Annotated in this window: 15 protein-coding genes; 6 read left to right on the forward strand and 9 right to left on the reverse strand. The window is 72.3% G+C overall.

Going from position 1 to position 16,853, the window contains the following annotated elements; all coding sequences use genetic code 11:
• Nucleotides 1-7 precede the first annotated feature (7 nt).
• Nucleotides 8-463 (reverse strand): (2Fe-2S)-binding protein, encoded by a 456-nt coding sequence (locus ABZ464_RS25695; protein ID WP_359280131.1) that lies wholly within the window; start codon nt 461-463, stop codon nt 8-10.
• A gap of 41 nt (nt 464-504) precedes the next feature.
• Nucleotides 505-2,580, reverse strand: a complete 2,076-nt coding sequence (locus ABZ464_RS25700) for a molybdopterin cofactor-binding domain-containing protein (protein ID WP_359280272.1) — start codon at nt 2,578-2,580, stop codon at nt 505-507.
• A gap of 626 nt (nt 2,581-3,206) precedes the next feature.
• On the opposite strand from ABZ464_RS25700, the gene ABZ464_RS25705 reads away from it, so the two are divergent.
• Both ABZ464_RS25705 and ABZ464_RS25710 read left to right on the forward strand, forming a co-directional pair.
• The gene (locus tag ABZ464_RS25705) at nt 3,207-4,229 is read left to right on the forward strand and encodes a tetratricopeptide repeat protein (protein WP_359280133.1); all 1,023 of its coding nucleotides are present in this window, start codon (nt 3,207-3,209) and stop codon (nt 4,227-4,229) included.
• Nucleotides 4,223-4,396 (forward strand): tetratricopeptide repeat protein, encoded by a 174-nt coding sequence (locus ABZ464_RS25710; RefSeq protein WP_359280134.1) that lies wholly within the window; start codon nt 4,223-4,225, stop codon nt 4,394-4,396. Before ABZ464_RS25705 ends, ABZ464_RS25710 begins: the two co-directional genes overlap by 7 nt.
• Here the strand turns inward: ABZ464_RS25710 and ABZ464_RS25715 are convergent.
• The 4 genes from ABZ464_RS25715 to ABZ464_RS25730 form a co-directional block, all read right to left on the reverse strand.
• Complete coding sequence (locus ABZ464_RS25715) at nt 4,356-6,179, reverse strand: HEXXH motif-containing putative peptide modification protein (protein ID WP_359280136.1); 1,824 nt, start codon at nt 6,177-6,179, stop codon at nt 4,356-4,358. The two genes, ABZ464_RS25710 and ABZ464_RS25715, sit on opposite strands and share 41 nt — an antisense overlap.
• Before the next feature lie 62 nt (nt 6,180-6,241).
• Nucleotides 6,242-6,445, reverse strand: coding sequence for a hypothetical protein (locus ABZ464_RS25720; RefSeq protein WP_359280138.1), 204 nt, complete (start codon nt 6,443-6,445; stop codon nt 6,242-6,244).
• 56 nt (nt 6,446-6,501) lie between these two features.
• Nucleotides 6,502-7,272 carry a thioesterase domain-containing protein gene (locus ABZ464_RS25725; protein ID WP_359280140.1) on the reverse strand — a complete coding sequence of 257 codons (771 nt, stop codon included), beginning with the start codon at nt 7,270-7,272 and terminating at the stop codon, nt 6,502-6,504.
• A 386-nt stretch (nt 7,273-7,658) separates the two neighbouring features.
• Nucleotides 7,659-7,985, reverse strand: a complete 327-nt coding sequence (locus tag ABZ464_RS25730) for a DUF5132 domain-containing protein (protein ID WP_359280141.1) — start codon at nt 7,983-7,985, stop codon at nt 7,659-7,661.
• 353 nt (nt 7,986-8,338) lie between these two features.
• On the opposite strand from ABZ464_RS25730, the gene ABZ464_RS25735 reads away from it, so the two are divergent.
• The 3 genes from ABZ464_RS25735 (at nt 8,339) to ABZ464_RS25745 (ending at nt 12,221) form a co-directional block, all read left to right on the forward strand.
• The gene (locus tag ABZ464_RS25735) at nt 8,339-9,850 is read left to right on the forward strand and encodes a family 43 glycosylhydrolase (protein WP_359280273.1); all 1,512 of its coding nucleotides are present in this window, start codon (nt 8,339-8,341) and stop codon (nt 9,848-9,850) included.
• 44 nt (nt 9,851-9,894) lie between these two features.
• Nucleotides 9,895-11,343: a family 43 glycosylhydrolase gene (locus tag ABZ464_RS25740; RefSeq protein ID WP_359280142.1), complete on the forward strand. Its 1,449-nt coding sequence runs from the start codon at nt 9,895-9,897 to the stop codon at nt 11,341-11,343.
• Between the two features lie 86 nt (nt 11,344-11,429).
• Nucleotides 11,430-12,221 (forward strand): polysaccharide deacetylase family protein, encoded by a 792-nt coding sequence (locus tag ABZ464_RS25745; protein ID WP_359280143.1) that lies wholly within the window; start codon nt 11,430-11,432, stop codon nt 12,219-12,221.
• A gap of 1 nt (nt 12,222) precedes the next feature.
• On the opposite strand, the gene ABZ464_RS25750 is transcribed toward ABZ464_RS25745, so the two are convergent.
• Entirely contained in the window at nt 12,223-13,440 is a 1,218-nt protein-coding gene (locus tag ABZ464_RS25750; protein ID WP_359280144.1) for a cytochrome P450, read from the reverse strand.
• Nucleotides 13,441-13,603: 163 nt separating this feature from the next.
• On the opposite strand from ABZ464_RS25750, the gene ABZ464_RS25755 reads away from it, so the two are divergent.
• On the forward strand, nt 13,604-14,044 hold the full coding sequence (locus ABZ464_RS25755; protein WP_359280145.1) for an SRPBCC family protein: 441 nt from the start codon (nt 13,604-13,606) through the stop codon (nt 14,042-14,044).
• Between the two features lie 25 nt (nt 14,045-14,069).
• Here ABZ464_RS25755 and ABZ464_RS25760 read toward each other — a convergent pair whose 3' ends face one another.
• Nucleotides 14,070-15,269 carry an XdhC/CoxI family protein gene (locus ABZ464_RS25760; protein ID WP_359280146.1) on the reverse strand — a complete coding sequence of 400 codons (1,200 nt, stop codon included), beginning with the start codon at nt 15,267-15,269 and terminating at the stop codon, nt 14,070-14,072.
• 48 nt (nt 15,270-15,317) lie between these two features.
• Complete coding sequence (locus ABZ464_RS25765; protein ID WP_359280147.1) at nt 15,318-16,775, reverse strand: NCS2 family permease; 1,458 nt, start codon at nt 16,773-16,775, stop codon at nt 15,318-15,320.
• Nucleotides 16,776-16,853 lie beyond the last annotated feature (78 nt).

Genomic DNA, 16,853 nt, shown 5'->3' on the forward strand with positions numbered 1-16,853 from the left:
TGGGGCCTCAGCCGTTCGCCGACGCCTTCTTGATCGCCTCGCGGATCCGGGGGTACGTGCCGCAGCGGCACACGTTCTCGATGCGGTCGATGTCGGCGTCGGTCGGCCGGGCCGTGCGCCGCAGCAGGGCCGCCGCGGCCATGATCTGGCCGGGCTGGCAGAAGCCGCACTGCGCCACGTCGCACTCCAGCCAGGCCTGCTGGACGGGGTGCAGCCGGTCGCCGTCGGCCAGGCCCTCGATGGTGGTGACCTCGCGGTCCGCGCAGTCGGCGACCGGTACGACACAGGGCTGGATCTCGGCGCCGTCCAGATGGCTCGTACAGGCGCGGCAGACGCCGACCCCGCAGCCGTACTTGGGGCCGGTGACGTTCAGCAGGTCGCGCAGCACCCACAGCAGCGGCATGTCGGCGGGCGCCTCGACGGTGACCGGCTTGCCGTTGAGGACGAAGGAGTAGGAGGGCATCGGCACCTTCCGGGAAGTTCGGTCGGACGTTCTTCGGGACGTCAGAAGTTCAGGGGGAAGCGGCGTGGTCGGGTGCCGGTCGCACGGGCGTACGCGTTCGCGACGGCGCCGGCCGCAGCCGGGACGCCGAGTTCGCCCGCGCCGCCCGGTTCCGCCTGCGAGGGCATGATGTACGCCTCGAAGCGGAGGGGGGCGTCGCGCTGGCGGGCGTAGCGGAAGTCGGCGTAGCTGCTCTCGCGGACGGCACCCCGGTCGATGTGGAGGCCGGCCGTCAGAACGGTGGAGATGCCGTCGATCGCGGTGCCCATGAGCTGGGCCTGAAGTCCGCGCGGGTTGACGGCGGTGCCCACGTCGGCGGCCATCACCATCCGGGTCACCCGGGGGTGCTTCGGGTCGGTGGCGTCGATCTCGGCCAGGCAGGCCACGCAGGAGCCGTACTCCTCGTGGACGGCGACCCCCTGACCGTGCCCGGCCGGCAGGGCGCGGCCCCAGTGCCCGGCGGCCGCCGCCTTGGCGAGCACGGCCCGGACGGCCTTGCTGCGCAGTGTCGTACGGCGGAACGCGACCGGGTCCTTGCCGAGGCGTACGGCGATCTCGTCGACGACGATCTCCTCCGCCGTCCGCGAGGTCCCGGAGTCCACCGACCGCCAGGCGCCGAGCGGGATCCTCGCCAGTCCGACGGAGCCGTAGTCCCCGGACAGGGCGCCGAAGTTGTACAGGCCGCTGTCGCTGGGCAGCGGTCCGGCGGCCGACGCGAACGACGCCCGTTTCACGGTGCCCTTCCCGTCGTACTCCTCGCTCACCGAGGCCATGGAGTGGGCGAAGGCCACGACACGGCCGCCCGCGAGGCTGGCGCGGACGCGGTGCCGGCCGGCCGGGCGCATCCGGCCGTGCCGGATGTCGTCGGCGCGGCTCCACATCAGCTTGACCGGGCGGCCCGCCGCCTTCGAGATCAGGGCCGCCTCCAGGGCGGCGTCGGAGTCGAGGCGCCGGCCGAACGAGCCGCCGCCGCGCATCACATGGACCTTGACCTTCGCGGCGGGCAGTCCGACCGCCGCGGCGATGCCGTCGCGGGCGTCCATCGGGGTCTGGGAGGAGAACCAGATCTCGGCCTTGGTGGCGCGCACGTCCGCCACCGCGGTCAGCACCTCCATCGGCGCGTGGCTGACGAAGGCGAACTCGAACTCGCCCTCCACCTGCGCCGATCCGCGCGGCGGGGTGGCGAGGCGGGGCACGGCGGCCTGCAGCCGGCGGCGGATGTCGGCGTCGGACAGCGCCGCGAGCGGGCCAGGCCTCCAGGTGATCTTCAGGGCGTCCCGGGCCTGGAAGGCGTGGTGGAAGGTCTCCGCCACCACGGCGACCCCGCCCGCGATCCGCACCACGGCGTGCACCCCGGGCATCGCCCGCGCCGCGCCGTCGTCGAGGGAGACCACCGTGCCGCCGAGCGTGGGCGGACGCGCCACCACGGTCGGCTTGGCCCCGGCCACCTCGAGGTCCCCGGCGTAGCGGGCCTTGCCGGTGACGATGTCTCGGGCGTCGATACGGGTCGTGGGCCGCCCGATCACCTTGTGCCGGGAGGCCGGTTTGGGTTTGGCGGACACGGCGGGCACCCGGATCGCGGCGGCGTACCCGGTGAGGTAGCCGAAGGTGGCGGAGCGTCCGTCCGGCGCGTACACCTTGGTGTCCTTGGTGCGCAGCAGCCGCGCGGGGACGTGCCAGAGCCGGGCCGCCGCGGTGACCAGTCTGGCCCGCGCGGTGGCCGCGAGCTGCCGGGCCGGGCCGTACAGCGAGCGCACCGAACTGGAGCCGCCCGTGTACTGGTTGCCCTTGGTGCGGGCGTCGGCGAGGGGGATGTCGATGTCGGCGAGCCGGGCGTCCAGCTCCTCGGCGATCATCATCGCGACCGCGGTGGTCACCCCCTGCCCGACCTCGACCCTCGGCAGCCGTACGACGATCCGGTTGGCCGCGGTGACCTCGAGGACCAGCATCTCCTCGTCGGTCCCGGTCACGAGCACGTCGGAGGAACGGCGGGCGGGTTCGGCGCCCTCGGCGGGCGGGGCGTCGCAGGCGAGGGGGGCCGCGACGGTCAGGGTGGACGCCGCGAGGGTGTAGACCATGAAACGGCGACGGGACAGCTGACGGGCCAACGGGCACTCCTGTTCGGGTTCCGTGGGGTTCGCCTCCTAGGAGGGGCGAAAGCCCGCCGAGGTTGCCTGTGCTCCGACATCGAGCCCGCCTCCCGAAGCCGGCGCCCCTCGTACACTGGGCCGAGGTGCACGGGAACACGTATGGCGTTCGGGGGAGACGATTGCCGTGGGTCCGGAACGGGGTCAGGTGCGGGTGCTGTCCACCGACGGCGCGTTATGGGGAGCCGGTGTCCTGACGGCGGCCCGCGCGTCCCCGTCCGCGTCCCCGACGCTCCATGTGCTGACCTGCGCCCATGTCGTCACGGCGGCTCTGGGCGGCCCCTTCGGCGAACCGGTCGTCGTCGACCTGCCGGGACGCGGCTGGAGCGCCACGGCCCGCCTCCTTCCCGGGGCCTGGGCGCCTCCCCCGCCCATGGACGGCGGTGAACCGGGCGCCGCCCTGGCGGATCTGATGGATTTCGCCGTGCTGGCCGTGGACCCGGGCCACCCCCGGCTGGGGCCCGGCTGCGTGCCCTCCCCCTCGCACACTGCGGCGCACCGGACGGCCGCGGTGTCGCGGTCATCGGCTATCCCCTCGGCAACTCGGCAGGCGGCTGGTGGAGTGCGAGGACGGCTGGGCCCGTCAACTGCTGCTGAACGAGGCGAGTTTCCTCGTCTCCCGCAGCGACTACCAGGAGGCCTGGGAGGTCGCCGACGAGGCGGCGCGCACCTGGCGCCAGCTTCTCGGCGACGACCACGAACACGTCATCGCCATGGACCAGGTCCGCGCCCTGACCCTGCGCTGGCAGAACCGCTACGAGGAGGCGTACGAGCTCCAGGTCGAACTGGTCGCCCGCTGCCGCCGGGTGCTCGGCGAACGCAACGAGACGACCCAGCGCGCCCTGAGCGTGCTGGCGATCCTGCTGCGCCTGCGCGGTGACTTCTACCAGGCGCGCGAGCTGGACCGCACGACGTACGAGACGACGCTGCTGGACTTCGGCACCCACGACCCCGGCACGCTCCAGGCGGCGCACAACCACACGGTCGGCCTCCGGCTCGCGGGCGACTTCAAGCAGGCCCTGGAGATCGACTCGGAGACCTACGACCGACGGCTCGAGGTCCTCGGCGAGGACCACATGTCGACGCTCGGCAGCCGCTATCAGATGGCGCTCGACCACCAGGAGCTCGGCGACGCCACCGACGCGCGGGACCTGCTGACGGACCTGAGGGAGTTCGCGCTCCAGCGCCTCGGCCCGGAGCACGACATGACGATCAGGGCCACCCGTGAGCTGTCGGTCGCCCTGCGCAGGCTCGGCGACCACGACGGTGCGCTGGAGCTCTCCTCGATGGCGCTGAAGATCCTCCGCGAGAAGGCCGGGGAGGACTCGCTGGAGACCGTCCGGGCCTCGCTGAACCACGCGACCGACCTGCGCCAGACCGGTGATCTCACCAAGGCGGTGGAGCTCGGGCAGGCCACCATGCAGCGATGCCGGGCGCTGCTGGGCGAGGAACACCCGCACACCTATGCGACGGCGACCAACCTGGCGGTGACGCTCCGTCTGCTGAACCGGGTCGCCGAGGCGCACGAGCTGGACCACGCGGCGAAGTCGACCACCCCTCGACGCTGGCCGTCATGCTGAACCTGTCCTACGACCTCAGGAGCGTGGACGAGCCCGAGGAGGCGCAGCGGGTGTACGACAAGGCGCTGTCCTTGTTCCGTCAGGTCCACGGACCCTCGCACCAGGCCACGCTGGATGCCGAGAACCTCAAGCGGGCCAATTGCGACATCGACCTGCTGGGTGTCTGACCACCGGGCGGGGGCGCCGCGCGTCGAGCCAGGTGGCGAGTTCCTCGACTCCGGGTGGTGGGCCGCCCCGCCGCGCCAGCGCGGTGTGGAGCGCCAGGACGAGTTCCGGGCGCTCCACCAGAAGGGTGCCGTGCGGGCCCAGGGCCAGGCCGAGTCCGACACAGGCGGGGGCGTCGGGGGCCGTCCGGCGGTAGAGGCCCAGGGCCTGTTCGGGGTCCCCGCTCAGCAGGGCCACGTCCGCGAGTGTGGCCCCGGTCGTCTCCGGCGGGCTCTCCGCCCCGGCGGCGAGCGCGGCCCGTGCCCGCGCGAAGGCCCCGGGGTCGGCCAGTCGCATCCGGGCCAGCGCGGTGCGGGCTCCCCGGCGCACCGCGGACCCCGGGGTGGCGGTGAGGCGGGCGGCCGGCAGCGGGTCGGGCGGGGCGAGGCCCGCCCGCCAGCGGCGCACAAGCGGATCGAGGTCGGTGTCGTCGACGGTCAGGTTGCCGGCCCGCCAGGTGGCCAGCGTGTCGCGCCGGCACAGGTCGGCGAGGTGCGCGGGCAGTCCCCGTACGGGTTCGGTCCACCAGGGGGCGGCGGACGCGGCCAGGGCGGCGACCACCCGGCCGCCGGCGGGGGTCAGGCCGGTGGCGTTGTGCAGGGCGGCCAGCGCGGTGCGCAGCTGCCAGCGGAACAGGGCGAACTCGAAGTCCGCCCGCGGCCCGTCGGCCGCCCGGCGCTGCCGCCAGAACGAGGTGACCCCGGCGAAGGCGTGGGCTCCGTAGAGCAGTCCGCGCAGGGGGCGCGGGTCGTTGCGCCAGGGAGCGAAGTACACCGGTTCCGGTCCCTCGCGCAGCGGCACGAACAGGGGCGTCAGATCGCCGAGGGCGGTCAGCAGTTGGTGCCGGGCCTCGTGGACGAGGGTGGCGGCCAGGGAGGGGACGTCCCTGCTGAACGAGGTCATGATCGCGCCGTAGGCGTCGGGGACGGAGGCGCTGATGACGCGCAGCGGGCCGGCGTTCTCCAGCGGGACGACCGAGCGCACGGTGCCCGTCACCGCCCGGTGGGCCGTCGGGTCGCTCGTCCTCAGCATCTCGTACGCGTCGTGGAGGACGGCGCGCCATTCCCGTACCTCGTCCGAGGTGAGGTCGAGGGGGTCGTGCGCGGCCCGGAAGTCGCGGTAGGGCGAGAGATGGTCGAGGACGACGGCCGGGGTGCCGTTCGGCCGCGTGACGCCCAGCGCGGGCAGCGGCGACCAGCCCTCGGAGGGCGCGGTGAGATCGTGCGGCATGCGCAGGGAGCCGCTGTCGCCGTAGACGACCGTTCCGTCCGGTCCGCACTCGACCCCGATCAGCGCCCGGTCGCCGCGGCCGACCGACGCCGTCAGTCCGAGGGAGGGCAGCCACAGCCGGCCGCCGCGGACCGGCAGCCGCAGGGAGCAGCGGGCGCCGACGCGGATGGCGGCGGCCGCGGCCAGGGAGCCCAGCAGGGTCGCCGCGGCGTACGGCGAGGCGTCGGCGGGGGCCACGACGCCATGGGCGAGCTGCCGCAGCAGCTGGAACGCCCAGGCGGCGACGGCCGGGTCGTGGAACACGGCCTCCACGGCGTCCGGGTCCGCGCGTTGTGCGGCGCTCAGCAGGTGCCAGGCCGCCGCGGGGCGGGTGGGGGGCGCACCGCCGGGCGGACGTTCGTCCGGGTGCGGGGACAGCTCGAGGATCGCCTTGAGCGCGAGGACCAGTCTGCTGCGTTCCGCCGAGTCGAGCAGGGCGACGTCCGCGGGGCGTACGTCGCCGACGGCGATCCCCACGAGCGTCCTCGGGCCGACGTGGTAGGGCTCAGGTGTGATCAACGGTCAGGGACGACCGGTGCTCAGACCTTCCGGACCGTGCCGTTGCACAGGGACGCCGCCATGCTGCCCTCGCACAACGGAGCCGAGGTGTGGGCCAGTCGGCCCTGCAGCTGCGCCAGAGCGTCCGCGAGACCGCTGACCTCTCCGACTTCGTCGAGGGGGACGCCCGACAGATCGATGAGCCCTGAACGTATCCCCTGTGTGGTGCCCTCCGTGTGCGCCATGTCCCTATGGTGACCGAAGCGGGCCCGCTGGGGAAGACGCACTGTCGAGGGCCGGTTCAGACCATCCGGGTGACGATGTCGGCGACCAGGTCGGCCTCGTGCGGGACGAGGTAGAAGTGGTCGCCCGGGAACGCGCGCAGCGTGAAGAGGCCGGGCGCGGTCAGTTCGCCCCAGGCGCGGACGGCGTCGGGCGGGCAGGTGAGGTCGTCGCGGCCCGTGTAGGCGGTCACGGGGGCGCGCAGCGGCAGGGGGCGGGCGGGGCGGTAGGCCTCGATGAGGCGGTAGTCGGCGCGCAGCGCGGGCAGCAGCAGTTCTCTGAGTTCCGGGATGTCGTACGCCTCCGACTGGTGGTCGCCGAGACCGCGGACGACGGCGAGCAGCGCCTCGTCGTCGCCGTCGGACACCCCGGTCGGGCGGGCGCGGTGCGGGGCGGCCCGGCCGGAGACCAGCAGGTGGGCGGGGCGGACGCCGTGGGACTCCAGACGCAGGGCGACCTCGTAGGCGACGGCGGAGCCCATGCTGTGCCCGAACAGGGTGAGGGGCAGGCCGGTGAAGGGGGCGAGGGCGTCGGTGACGGCGTCGGCGAGGTGGTCCATGTCCTCGGCGCACGGCTCGGCCAGCCGGTCCTGGCGGCCCGGGTAGCGCACGGCGAGGAGTTCGGTGTCGTCGGGCAGCCGGCCGGGCCAGGTGTGGAAGAGGTGGGCGGTGCCGCCGGCGTGCGGGAAGCACACCAGGCGGCGGGCGGGCCGGGGTGCACGGCAGGGGTGGACCCGCAGCCAGCGGTCCGCGGTGTGCGGCGGGGGTGCGGGGAGGGGGACGACGGCCACGCGGCCTCCTGAAGGACTAGAGGTCTGGCGTACTGGCGGAGTAGCGGGCTGGCGGAGTGGCGGAGTGGCGAACTGACGGAACGCGCTGAACCGGCCGGCGGTCCGGCCGATTCCGCCGTCCGGGTCGCCGGTGCCGATTTCCCGGTGGATCGGGGGCGGACGCAGCGGAGAACGACCGTGGGGGAATTCCCGGAGAGCGGGCAGATCTCGGCGGTTCCGTGGGCGGTTCGACGAGGGCCCCTGACGTCTTCGGCGACTTCTCCGACGCGCATCCTTTTGACGCCGGAATTTCTTCCGGCGCTTCGGCGAATAAGCCCCCGGGAGACTCTTCCTCGTCCCTTTCGGGATTCGTCCGGCGTCGTGCGGGGGAGGTGCGGCACGGGTGTTCAGTGCGCCTTGCCGGTGGCGACCGCGGGCGGGCGCTTGGCCGGGGCCTTGTGGTGGCCTTCGGGCGAGGCGGTCTTCGCGGGCGCGGCGGCCGGCTCCGCCCCGCGGGCACCGTCACCGCCCGCCTGCTGCGCGGCCACGACCTCGGCGGTGACCTCGGCGGCGAGGTCATGGAGTCCCTCTCCGGCCTCGTGGGCGGCGCGCCTGACTTCGAGGACGAGTCCGACGGAGGTCTTCACCAGACCGCGCATGACGGGTTTGACGATCCTTTTGGCGAGAGGCGCCGCGATGAGACCGATCAGGAACGGGGGAACCACAGGCGGCATGACGCGCACCCTTTCTGTTCTTTCCTTTTCACTTGTTCGCGTCTCATATTCCCGGAGCCGGCCGCCGGGGCCTTTCTCTCCGGAACGCGCGAACCGCCTCAGGCTATCCGAGCCGACAGGTCCACAACCAAGCCGATACCTGGCCTGTCACCCGTACGGGTACCCACCTTTCCCCAGGCATTTCACAGAGCGTGCACCATACAAGCGACCCGAAAAAAGCACCCTTCGAACGAGCGGACTCCACCACGACTCGCCGACAGCATTGACGCGGACATGCGGCCCCCTTATGTTCTGGGCCGAAGTTACGAACTACGTTCGAAATTACGGACAAGGGACGGTCCTGTATGCCTCGGATGTTTCGTCGGCGCCCCGGCTCGACCGCCACGCGCCGCCGCAGATCCCTGCTCGTCTGCGTGCTGACGCTCCTGGTGGCCCTGGTCGCCGCGACTCAGCCGGTGTCCGCGGCGGACGGCCGCCCGTACACCAACCCGCTGAAGTCGTCCAAGGGGGCCGACCCCTGGCTGGAGTACTACGACGGCAACTACTACCTGATCACCACGACGTTCACCGGCATCCTCGGCATGCGCAAGTCGCCGACGCTGGCGGGCCTGGCCACCGCGCCCAATGTGCAGGTGTGGTCGGACACCACGTCCACCCGCAACACCAACATCTGGGCGCCGGAGCTCCACCAGTTCAACGGCCACTGGTACCTGTACTACTCGGCCGGGCAGAGCGGGGTCTCCTGCTGCGACTCCCAGCGCACCCATGTCCTGGAGAGCGCCGGCACGGACCCGCTGGGCCCCTACACCTACAAGGGCTCGCTCACCGGCTCCAACCTCACGCCGGGCGGCTGGCTGATCGACGCGACCGTGCTCCAGGCGAACAACAAGCTGTACCTCGTCGGCAGCGGGTCCATCAACGGCAGCAAGCAGAGCCTGGTCATCGCGCCGATGAGCAACCCGTACACGCTCTCCAGCGACACCTTCACCATCATCTCCAGCCCCACGCTGAGCTGGGAGACCTCGGGTGCGGCGGTGAACGAGGGCCCCGAGCCGCTCTATCACGGCGGGCGTACGTTCCTGACGTTCTCGGCGAGCTACTGCACCACGGCCGACTACAAGTTGGGGCTGCTGGAGCTGACCGGCTCCGATCCGCTCAGCGCGTCCTCGTGGACGAAGACGCAGTCGCCGGTCTTCCAGCGCAGTGACGCCAACGGGGTCTACGGGCCCGGCCACAACGGCTTCTTCAGCTCGCCGGACGGCACCGAGAACTGGATCGTCTACCACGCCAACTCCTCCAGCAGCGGCGGCTGCGGCAACGGACGCACGACCCGGGCGCAGAAGTTCACCTGGAACGCCGACGGCACCCCGAACTTCGGCACCCCGGTCGCCCTCGGCACCTCGCTGCCCGGCCCGTCCGGCGAGACGGCGACGACCCCGACGTCGTACACCCTCGTCAACCGCAACAGCGGCAAGTGCCTGGACGTCGACGGCGGTGGCACGGCCGACGGCACGAACATCTTCCAGTGGACCTGCAACGGCGGGACCAACCAGAAGTGGAAGATCGAGGACCTCGGCGACGACACCAACCGGCTGGTCAACGTGGCCACCGGCAAGGTCGCCGACATCGCCGACTGCGCGAGCGCCGACGGCACCGACATCCGGCAGTGGTCGTGGCTGAACAACAAGTGCCAGCGGTTCCGGCTGGTGTTCACCGCCACCGGCGACTACGTCCGGATCGTCAACGAGTCCACCGGCAAGGTCGCCGACGTCGCGAACTGCGGTACCGCGAACGGCACCGACGTACGGCAGTGGACCTGGCTGGACAACACCTGCCAGCAGTGGCGCCTCATGCCCACCACCTGACCCCCGCCCCCACCCCCTTCGCCCCCTCTCTCTGGAGAACTCTCTTGAGACGCAACGCCGTTCGGCTGCTCCTGGCCGTCCTCGTCGCCCTCGCGGCCGTCCTCACCGGCGTGGGCTCCCCCGCCCAGGCCGCCGTACCGGAATCCCCCGCCGTGACCTACACCAACCCGATCGCCGAGAAGCGGGCCGACCCGCACATCTTCAAGCACACCGACGGCTACTACTACTTCACCGCCACCGTCCCGGAGTACGACCGGATCGTGCTGCGCCGGGCGACGACCATCCAGGGCCTCGCCACGGCCTCCGAGGTCACCATCTGGACCAAGCACTCCAGCGGGATCATGGGCGCGCACATCTGGGCGCCGGAGATCCACTTCATCGACGGCAAGTGGTACGTGTACTTCGCGGCCGGGTCGACCTCCGACGTGTGGGCGATCCGGATGTACGTCCTCGAAGGCACCGGCGCCAACCCGCTGACCGCGACCTGGACCGAGAAGGGCCAGATCAAGACCACCTGGGAGAGCTTCTCCCTGGACGCCACCACCTTCGTCGTGAACGGTGTCCGCTATCTCGCCTGGGCGCAGCGCAACCCGTCCGAGGACAACAACACGAGCCTGTTCATCGCGAAGATGTCCAACCCCTGGACGGTGTCGGGGACTCCGACGGAGATCTCGCAGCCGACGCTGTCCTGGGAGACGGTGGGCTACAAGGTCAACGAGGGGCCGGCCCTCATCCAGCACGGCGACAAGGTGTTCCTCACCTACTCGGCGAGCGCCACGGACGCCAACTACTGCCTGGGGATGCTGACCGCGTCCGCGACGGCGGACCTGACGAACGCGGCGTCCTGGACGAAGGGTGCGTCGCCGGTGTTCAAGACGAGCGACGCGACCTCGCAGTACGGGCCGGGCCACAACTCGTTCACCGTGTCCGAGGACGGCAAGTCGGACATCCTCGTCTACCACGACCGCAGCTACAAGGACATCACCGGCGACCCGCTGAACGACCCCAACCGACGGACCCGGGTGCAGAAGGTGTACTGGAAGGCCGACGGCACGCCGGACTTCGGGATCCCGGTGGCCGACGGGGTCACCCCGCAGCGGTTCTCCTCCTTCAACTACCCGGACCGGTTCATCCGGCACTGGGAGTACCGGGGGAAGATCGAGGCGAACGTCAGCCCGCTCGCGGACTCGCAGTTCCGGGTCGTGACGGGGCTGGCCGGCACCGGCACGGTGTCGCTGGAGTCGACCAACTTCCCCGGCTACTACCTGCGGCACAAGAACTTCGAGGTGTGGGTGGAGAAGAACGACGGCACCTCGGCCTTCGCCTCCGACGCCAGCTTCTACCAGCGGTCCGGGCTCGCCGACTCGGCGGGGATCTCGTACGAGTCCTACAACTACGCGGGCCGCTACATCCGGCACTACAACTACCTGCTGTACGTGCAGACCCCGAGCACCACGACGGACAAGGGGGACGCCACCTTCTACGCCCAGTGAGGCGGTCCTGAGGGCCCGTCCGGCCCCGTGATCGCATGACACCGAGACTATACATAGGGTGTATACGCTCTATGTATAGTCTCGGCATGCCTTCTCCGACCAGGAAGATGAAGAAAACGGGGGCCGGGTTGCGTGCCGTCGCCGTCTCGGCGGCGGCCGCCTGCCTGGCGGTCACGCTCACCGGCTGCGGCGGTCTCGACACCACCGCCCCCAGCGCCGCCCGCGCCCGTCCGGCGGCCACCGTCCAGGCCGCCGCCCGCCTCGGCGCCGTCGACTGCCGCGAGGTGAAGTGCATCGCGCTCACCTTCGACGCGGGCCCCAGCGAGCACTCGGCCCGGCTGCTGGACATCCTCGAGGAGAAGCAGGTCCACGCGACCTTCTTCCTGCTGGGGAAGCGGCACATCGAGAAGTACCCGGAGCTCGTCCGGCGCATGGCCGCCGAGGGGCACGAGGTGGCCAGCCACACCTGGGACCACAAGATCCTGACGCGGATCGAGCCGGACGAGATACGTGAGGAACTCCGGCGCCCCGATGACGAGATAGAGCGCCTCACCGGCCGCCGCCCCACCCTGATGCGCCCGCCGCAGGGCCGCACGAACGAGACCGTGCACGAGATCTGCCGTGAGGAGGGCCTCGCGGAGGTGCTCTGGACAGTGACCGCGAAGGACTACCGGACGACGGACCCGGCGCTCATCACGAAACGCGTCCTCGCCCAGGCCGACCGGGACGGCATCATCCTGCTGCACGACCTCTACGACGGGACCGTCCCGGCCGTGCCCGGCATCATCGACGCCCTGAAGGAACGCGGTTTCGTGTTCGTCACCGTGCCCCAGCTGCTGGCGCCGGGCAAGGCGGAGCCCGGGAAGGTCTATCGCTGACTCACCAGGTCAGGTGCAGCTCCTGCGGGGAGCGGTGGATCATCGTGGGGCGCATCACGACGGGACGGTCCTCGGACAGCCGCAGGCCAGGCAGGCGGCGGGTCAGCTCGGTGAGCGTCAGGCGGAGTTGTTCGCGGGCCAGCTGGGCGCCCGGGCAGGCGTGCGGGCCGTGGCCGAAGGCGAGGTGGCGGCCGGGCGGGCGGGTGATGTCGAACTCGTCCGGCCGCGGATGCCGGGCCCCGTCCCGGCCGGTGGCGCCGAAGGCGACGAACAGGGAGGCCCCGGCGTGGAGTTCGGTGCCGGCGAGGGTGAGCGGCCGGGTGGTGACCCGGCGGAAGCCCTGCAGCGCCGTGTCGTAGCGCGCGGCCTCCTCGACGGCCGCGGGGATCCGCTCCGGCTCCGCGCACAGCAGGTCCCACTGGGCCGGATGCCGCAGCAGGTGCAGCACGCTGGTCCCGATCAGCGCGGTGGTGGTCAAGTGGCCCGCGATCACCAGGTTCTGGAGGTGGGAGACCACCTCGTGCCGTTCGTCCGGGGTGAGTTCGCCGGGTGAGGCGGCGACGGAGGCGACGATCTCCGAGCACAGGTCCGGGCGGGGGTCGGCGTGCCGTTCCCGGGCGTACCGGTCCAGGATGTGCTGCCCGGCGACCGTGTCCTCGGCGGCGGCGATCTGTTCCTTCTCCGGCAGGGGACGGAACAGTAATTCCTCCGCCCGGTGGCCGCCGTGCACGACGGCCGGCACATCGGCCGGGTCGAGCCCGACGATCCGCCCGACGACCTCGCCGGGCAGCCGGCGCGCGTACGCCGCCATCAGCTCCACCCGGCCGTCCCCGGCGAACTCCTCGACCAGGGCGGCGGCGCGCTCCGCGGCGTACGGCAGGACGGCGGCGACCCTCGCGGGGGAGAGACCGCGTACGAGGGGGGCGCGCAGCCGCTGGTGCTCCTCGCCGTCGGTGCCGACGACCACCGGCCGTCCGCCGAACCCGGTGGCGAGCACCGCGAGCGCGGCCGGCGAGGGCATCACGTCGGGGCGCAGCGCCCCCGCCGACGAGAAGTCCTCGGGCCTGCGCAGCACTTCGCGTACGTCGCCGTCGCGGGCGACCAGCCAGGCGTCCAGCTCGGGGACGTGGAGCAACCCCTCGGCCGCACGTGCCCGTCCGTAGAGCGGATAGGGATCCCGCTGCAAGTCGTCCAGTCCGCCGAGCCCTGTGCGGTCCACGTGACGTCCTCCCGTGCCGGTGGTGGTGCGGGGTCGTGCGAGGTCGGCCCTCATCGTGCCGTACGGGCGTACGAGCCGACAGAGTCGGCGCACGGGCTGTGCCGATCCTGTGAGCCGTGGCGTAACGTGCCTGCGGGCCGTCCGGACTCCCTACGATCATCGCGTGGTCCTCTTCCAGCTCGAACGCACGGTGCCGCTCCCCCTCGAGGAGGCCTGGCGCCGGCTCACCGAGTGGCCGCGGCACGGCGAGGTGGTCCCGCTCACCCGCGTCACCGTGGTCACTCCCCCACCGACCGGCGAGGGCACGGTCGTCGTGGCCCGCTCGGGTCTGGGCCCCCTCTCCTTCGACGACCGGATGGAGGTCGCCGTGTGGCATCCGCCGGGCGCCGACGAGCCCGGCCGGTGCCGGCTCGAGAAACGCGGCCGGGTCGTCCGGGGCTGGGCGGAGATCGAGGTGTGGCCGGGGCCGGGCGGCCGGACCCGGGTCGTCTGGCGCGAGGAACTCGGCGTCCGATTCCTCCCGTTCCCCTTCGATCCGCTGCTGCGGGCCACGGCCCGCCAGGTGTTCGGCCGGGCGGTGAACAAGCTGCTGCGCAAGCCGTGAGGCACCGGGGATGCGGCACAGGCGCTCAGGCCACCGAGCCGATCCTGGCCGGCGGGCGGGCGGGCAGGTCGTGGTGGATCGGGGTGTGGGCGCCGGTGAGGGAGACACCGCTGCCGCCTCGGCGGGCGGCGACGATCTCGGCGGCGATCGACAGGGCCGTCTCCTCGGGGGTGCGGGCGCCCAGGTCGAGGCCGATGGGTGAGCGCAGCCGGGCCAGCTCCAGCTCGGTCACGCCCACTTCGCGCAGGCGTTCGTTGCGGTCGAGGTGGGTGCGGCGGGAGCCCATCGCGCCGACGTAGGCCACGGGCAGCCGCAGCGCCAGCCGGAGCAGGGGGACGTCGAACTTGGCGTCGTGGGTCAGCACGCACAGGACGGTCCTGGCGTCCACCTCCGTGCGCTCCAGATAGCGGTGCGGCCAGTCGACGACGATCTCGTCGGCCTCGGGGAAGCGGGCCCGGGTCGCGAAGACGGGACGGGCGTCGCACACCGTCACATGGTGGCCGAGGAACTTGCCGACCCGCACCAGCGCCGAGGCGAAGTCGATCGCGCCGAACACGATCATCCGGGGCGGCGGGACCGAGGACTCCACGAGGACGGTGAGGGGGGCTCCGCAGCGGGAGCCCTCCGCGCCGATCTCCAGGGTGCCGGTGCGGCCGGCGTCGAGAAGGGCGCGGGCCTCGGCGGCGACCGTGCGGTCCAGTTCGGGACGGTCGCCGAGGCCGCCCTCGTGGCTGACGTCGTGGCCGACGTCGTAGCCGCCGTCGTGGCCGCCCTCGTGGCTGCCGTCCGGGCGGACGAGGAGCGCGCGGCCGACGAGGTCCGCCGGGCCGCGGACGATCCGGGCCAGCGCCGCCGTCCCGCCGGTCGCGGCGATGGCGAGCGCGGCCCCGGCCACCGCGCGGACCTGGTCCCCGGCCCGCACCGGGGTGACGAGGACGTCGATGACACCGCCGCAGGTGAGGCCCACGGCGAAGGCGTCGTCGTCGCTGTAGCCGAAGCGTTCGAGGACCGTCCCGCCGTCGGCCAGGGCCGCGCGGCACAGGTCGTACACCGCGCCCTCCACACAGCCGCCGGAGACCGAGCCGATCGCCGTGCCGTCGGCGTCCACCGCGAGGGCGGCGCCGGGCCGGCGGGGCGCGCTGCCGCCGACGGCCACCACGGTGGCGACGGCGAAGTCGCGTCCCTGCTCGACCCACCGGTTGAGTTCCTCGGCGATGTCCAGCATGTCCTGTCTCCTTGACGGTCGGGGTGGGGCGGGTGCGGCGACGGCCGGCTAGTGCACGCCCAGCCAGTCCTCAAAGGGATGGAGGGCGAAATAGAGCAGGAAGATGCCTGCCAGGCCCCACATGAAGGCACCGATTTCCCGCGCCCTGCCCTGAGCTGCGGTGACGGCCACGTGGGAGAGGACGCCGGCGGCCACACCCGCGGTGATCGAGTACGTGAACGGCATCACGACGACGGTGAGGAACACCGGGATCGCGGTGGCCCGGTCGGCCCAGTCGACATGGCGGGCGTTCATCAGCATCATCGCGCCGATGACGACCAGCGCGGCGGAGGCCACCTCCTGCGGGACGATCGCCGTCAGGGGGGTGAAGAAGAGGCAGGCCGCGAAGAACAGGCCGGTGACGACCGAGGCGAGGCCCGTGCGGGCGCCCTCCCCGACACCGGTCGCCGACTCGATGAACACGGTCTGGCCGGAGCCGCCCGCCACGCCGCCGACGGCACCGCCGGCGCCGTCGATGAGCAGCGCCTTCGACAGGCCCGGCATCCGGCCCTCGGCGTCGGCCAGTCCGGCCTCGGTGCCGACGCCGATGATGGTGGCCATCGCGTCGAAGAAGCCCGCGAGGACCAGCGTGAACACGATCATGCCCACGGTCAGCGCGCCGACCTCGCCCCAGCCGCCGAACTCGACCTGCCCGAAGAGCGAGAAGTCGGGCAGGGACACGGCGCTGCCGTGCAGTGCGGGGGCGCCTGCCGCCCACTGCTTCGGGTCGACGACCCCGGTGGCGTTCAGGAGCGCGGCGCAGGCCGTGCCGCCGACGATGCCGATGAGGATGGCGCCGGGGACGTTCCGGGCCTGGAGCATGAAGATCAGCAGCAGGGTGCCGGCGAACAGCAGCACGGGCCAGCCGGTCAGTTCGCCCGCCGGGCCGAGGGTGAGCGGGGTCGCCCCGCCCTGGTGCACGAAGCCCGACTTGGCGAAGCCGATGAGGGCGATGAACAGGCCGATGCCCATGGTGATGGCGTGTTTGAGGGCGAGCGGGATCGCGTTCATGACCCGCTCGCGCAGACCGGTGACGACGAGCAGCATGATGACCACGCCGTACAGCACGCACATGCCCATCGCCTGCGGCCAGGTCATCTCCGGGGCGACCTGGGAGGACAGGACGCCGGAGACCGACAGTCCGGCGGCGAGCGCGAGGGGCACCTTGCCGACGAGTCCCATCAGCAGGGTGGTGAGGGCCGCGGCGAACGCGGTCGCGGTGATCAGCGCGGGGCGGGCGAGGGTGTCCCCGGCCGCGTCCTTGCCGGACAGGATCACCGGGTTGAGCAGCAGGATGTACGCCATCGCCATGAAGGTGGTGACGCCGCCGCGGATCTCGCGCGCGAGGGTGGATCCCCGGTGGGATATGTGGAAGTAGCGGTCGAGCCGGGACCGGCCGGCCGGGACGCGGGGGCCGTCACCCGCGTCGTCGGCGGTGGTCCTGGGCTGCAGGGACTGCTGGGCCATGGTGCCGTCTCCCAAGTTTCAGAGGGGGTTGGGACGGTTGCGACCCGGGGGACGGCCCGAGGCGGATGGGGGTACGTG

It is taken from the genome of Streptomyces sp. NPDC005820 (assembly GCF_040630255.1).
Lineage (GTDB): Bacteria > Actinomycetota > Actinomycetes > Streptomycetales > Streptomycetaceae > Streptomyces.

Excerpts from the sequence above, each read along its gene's own strand:
- ABZ464_RS25745 (WP_359280143.1), top strand. The coding sequence starts at position 11,430 with ATGCCTTCTCCGACCAGGAAGATGAAGAAAACGGGGGCCGGGTTGCGT.
- ABZ464_RS25765 (WP_359280147.1), bottom strand. The coding sequence starts at position 16,775 with ATGGCCCAGCAGTCCCTGCAGCCCAGGACCACCGCCGACGACGCGGGT.
- ABZ464_RS25720 (WP_359280138.1), bottom strand. The coding sequence starts at position 6,445 with ATGGCGCACACGGAGGGCACCACACAGGGGATACGTTCAGGGCTCATC.
- ABZ464_RS25695 (WP_359280131.1), bottom strand. The coding sequence starts at position 463 with ATGCCCTCCTACTCCTTCGTCCTCAACGGCAAGCCGGTCACCGTCGAG.
- ABZ464_RS25735 (WP_359280273.1), top strand. The coding sequence starts at position 8,339 with ATGTTTCGTCGGCGCCCCGGCTCGACCGCCACGCGCCGCCGCAGATCC.
- ABZ464_RS25700 (WP_359280272.1), bottom strand. The coding sequence starts at position 2,580 with ATGGTCTACACCCTCGCGGCGTCCACCCTGACCGTCGCGGCCCCCCTC.
- ABZ464_RS25730 (WP_359280141.1), bottom strand. The coding sequence starts at position 7,985 with ATGCCGCCTGTGGTTCCCCCGTTCCTGATCGGTCTCATCGCGGCGCCT.
- ABZ464_RS25710 (WP_359280134.1), top strand. The coding sequence starts at position 4,223 with ATGCTGAACCTGTCCTACGACCTCAGGAGCGTGGACGAGCCCGAGGAG.
- ABZ464_RS25760 (WP_359280146.1), bottom strand. The coding sequence starts at position 15,269 with ATGCTGGACATCGCCGAGGAACTCAACCGGTGGGTCGAGCAGGGACGC.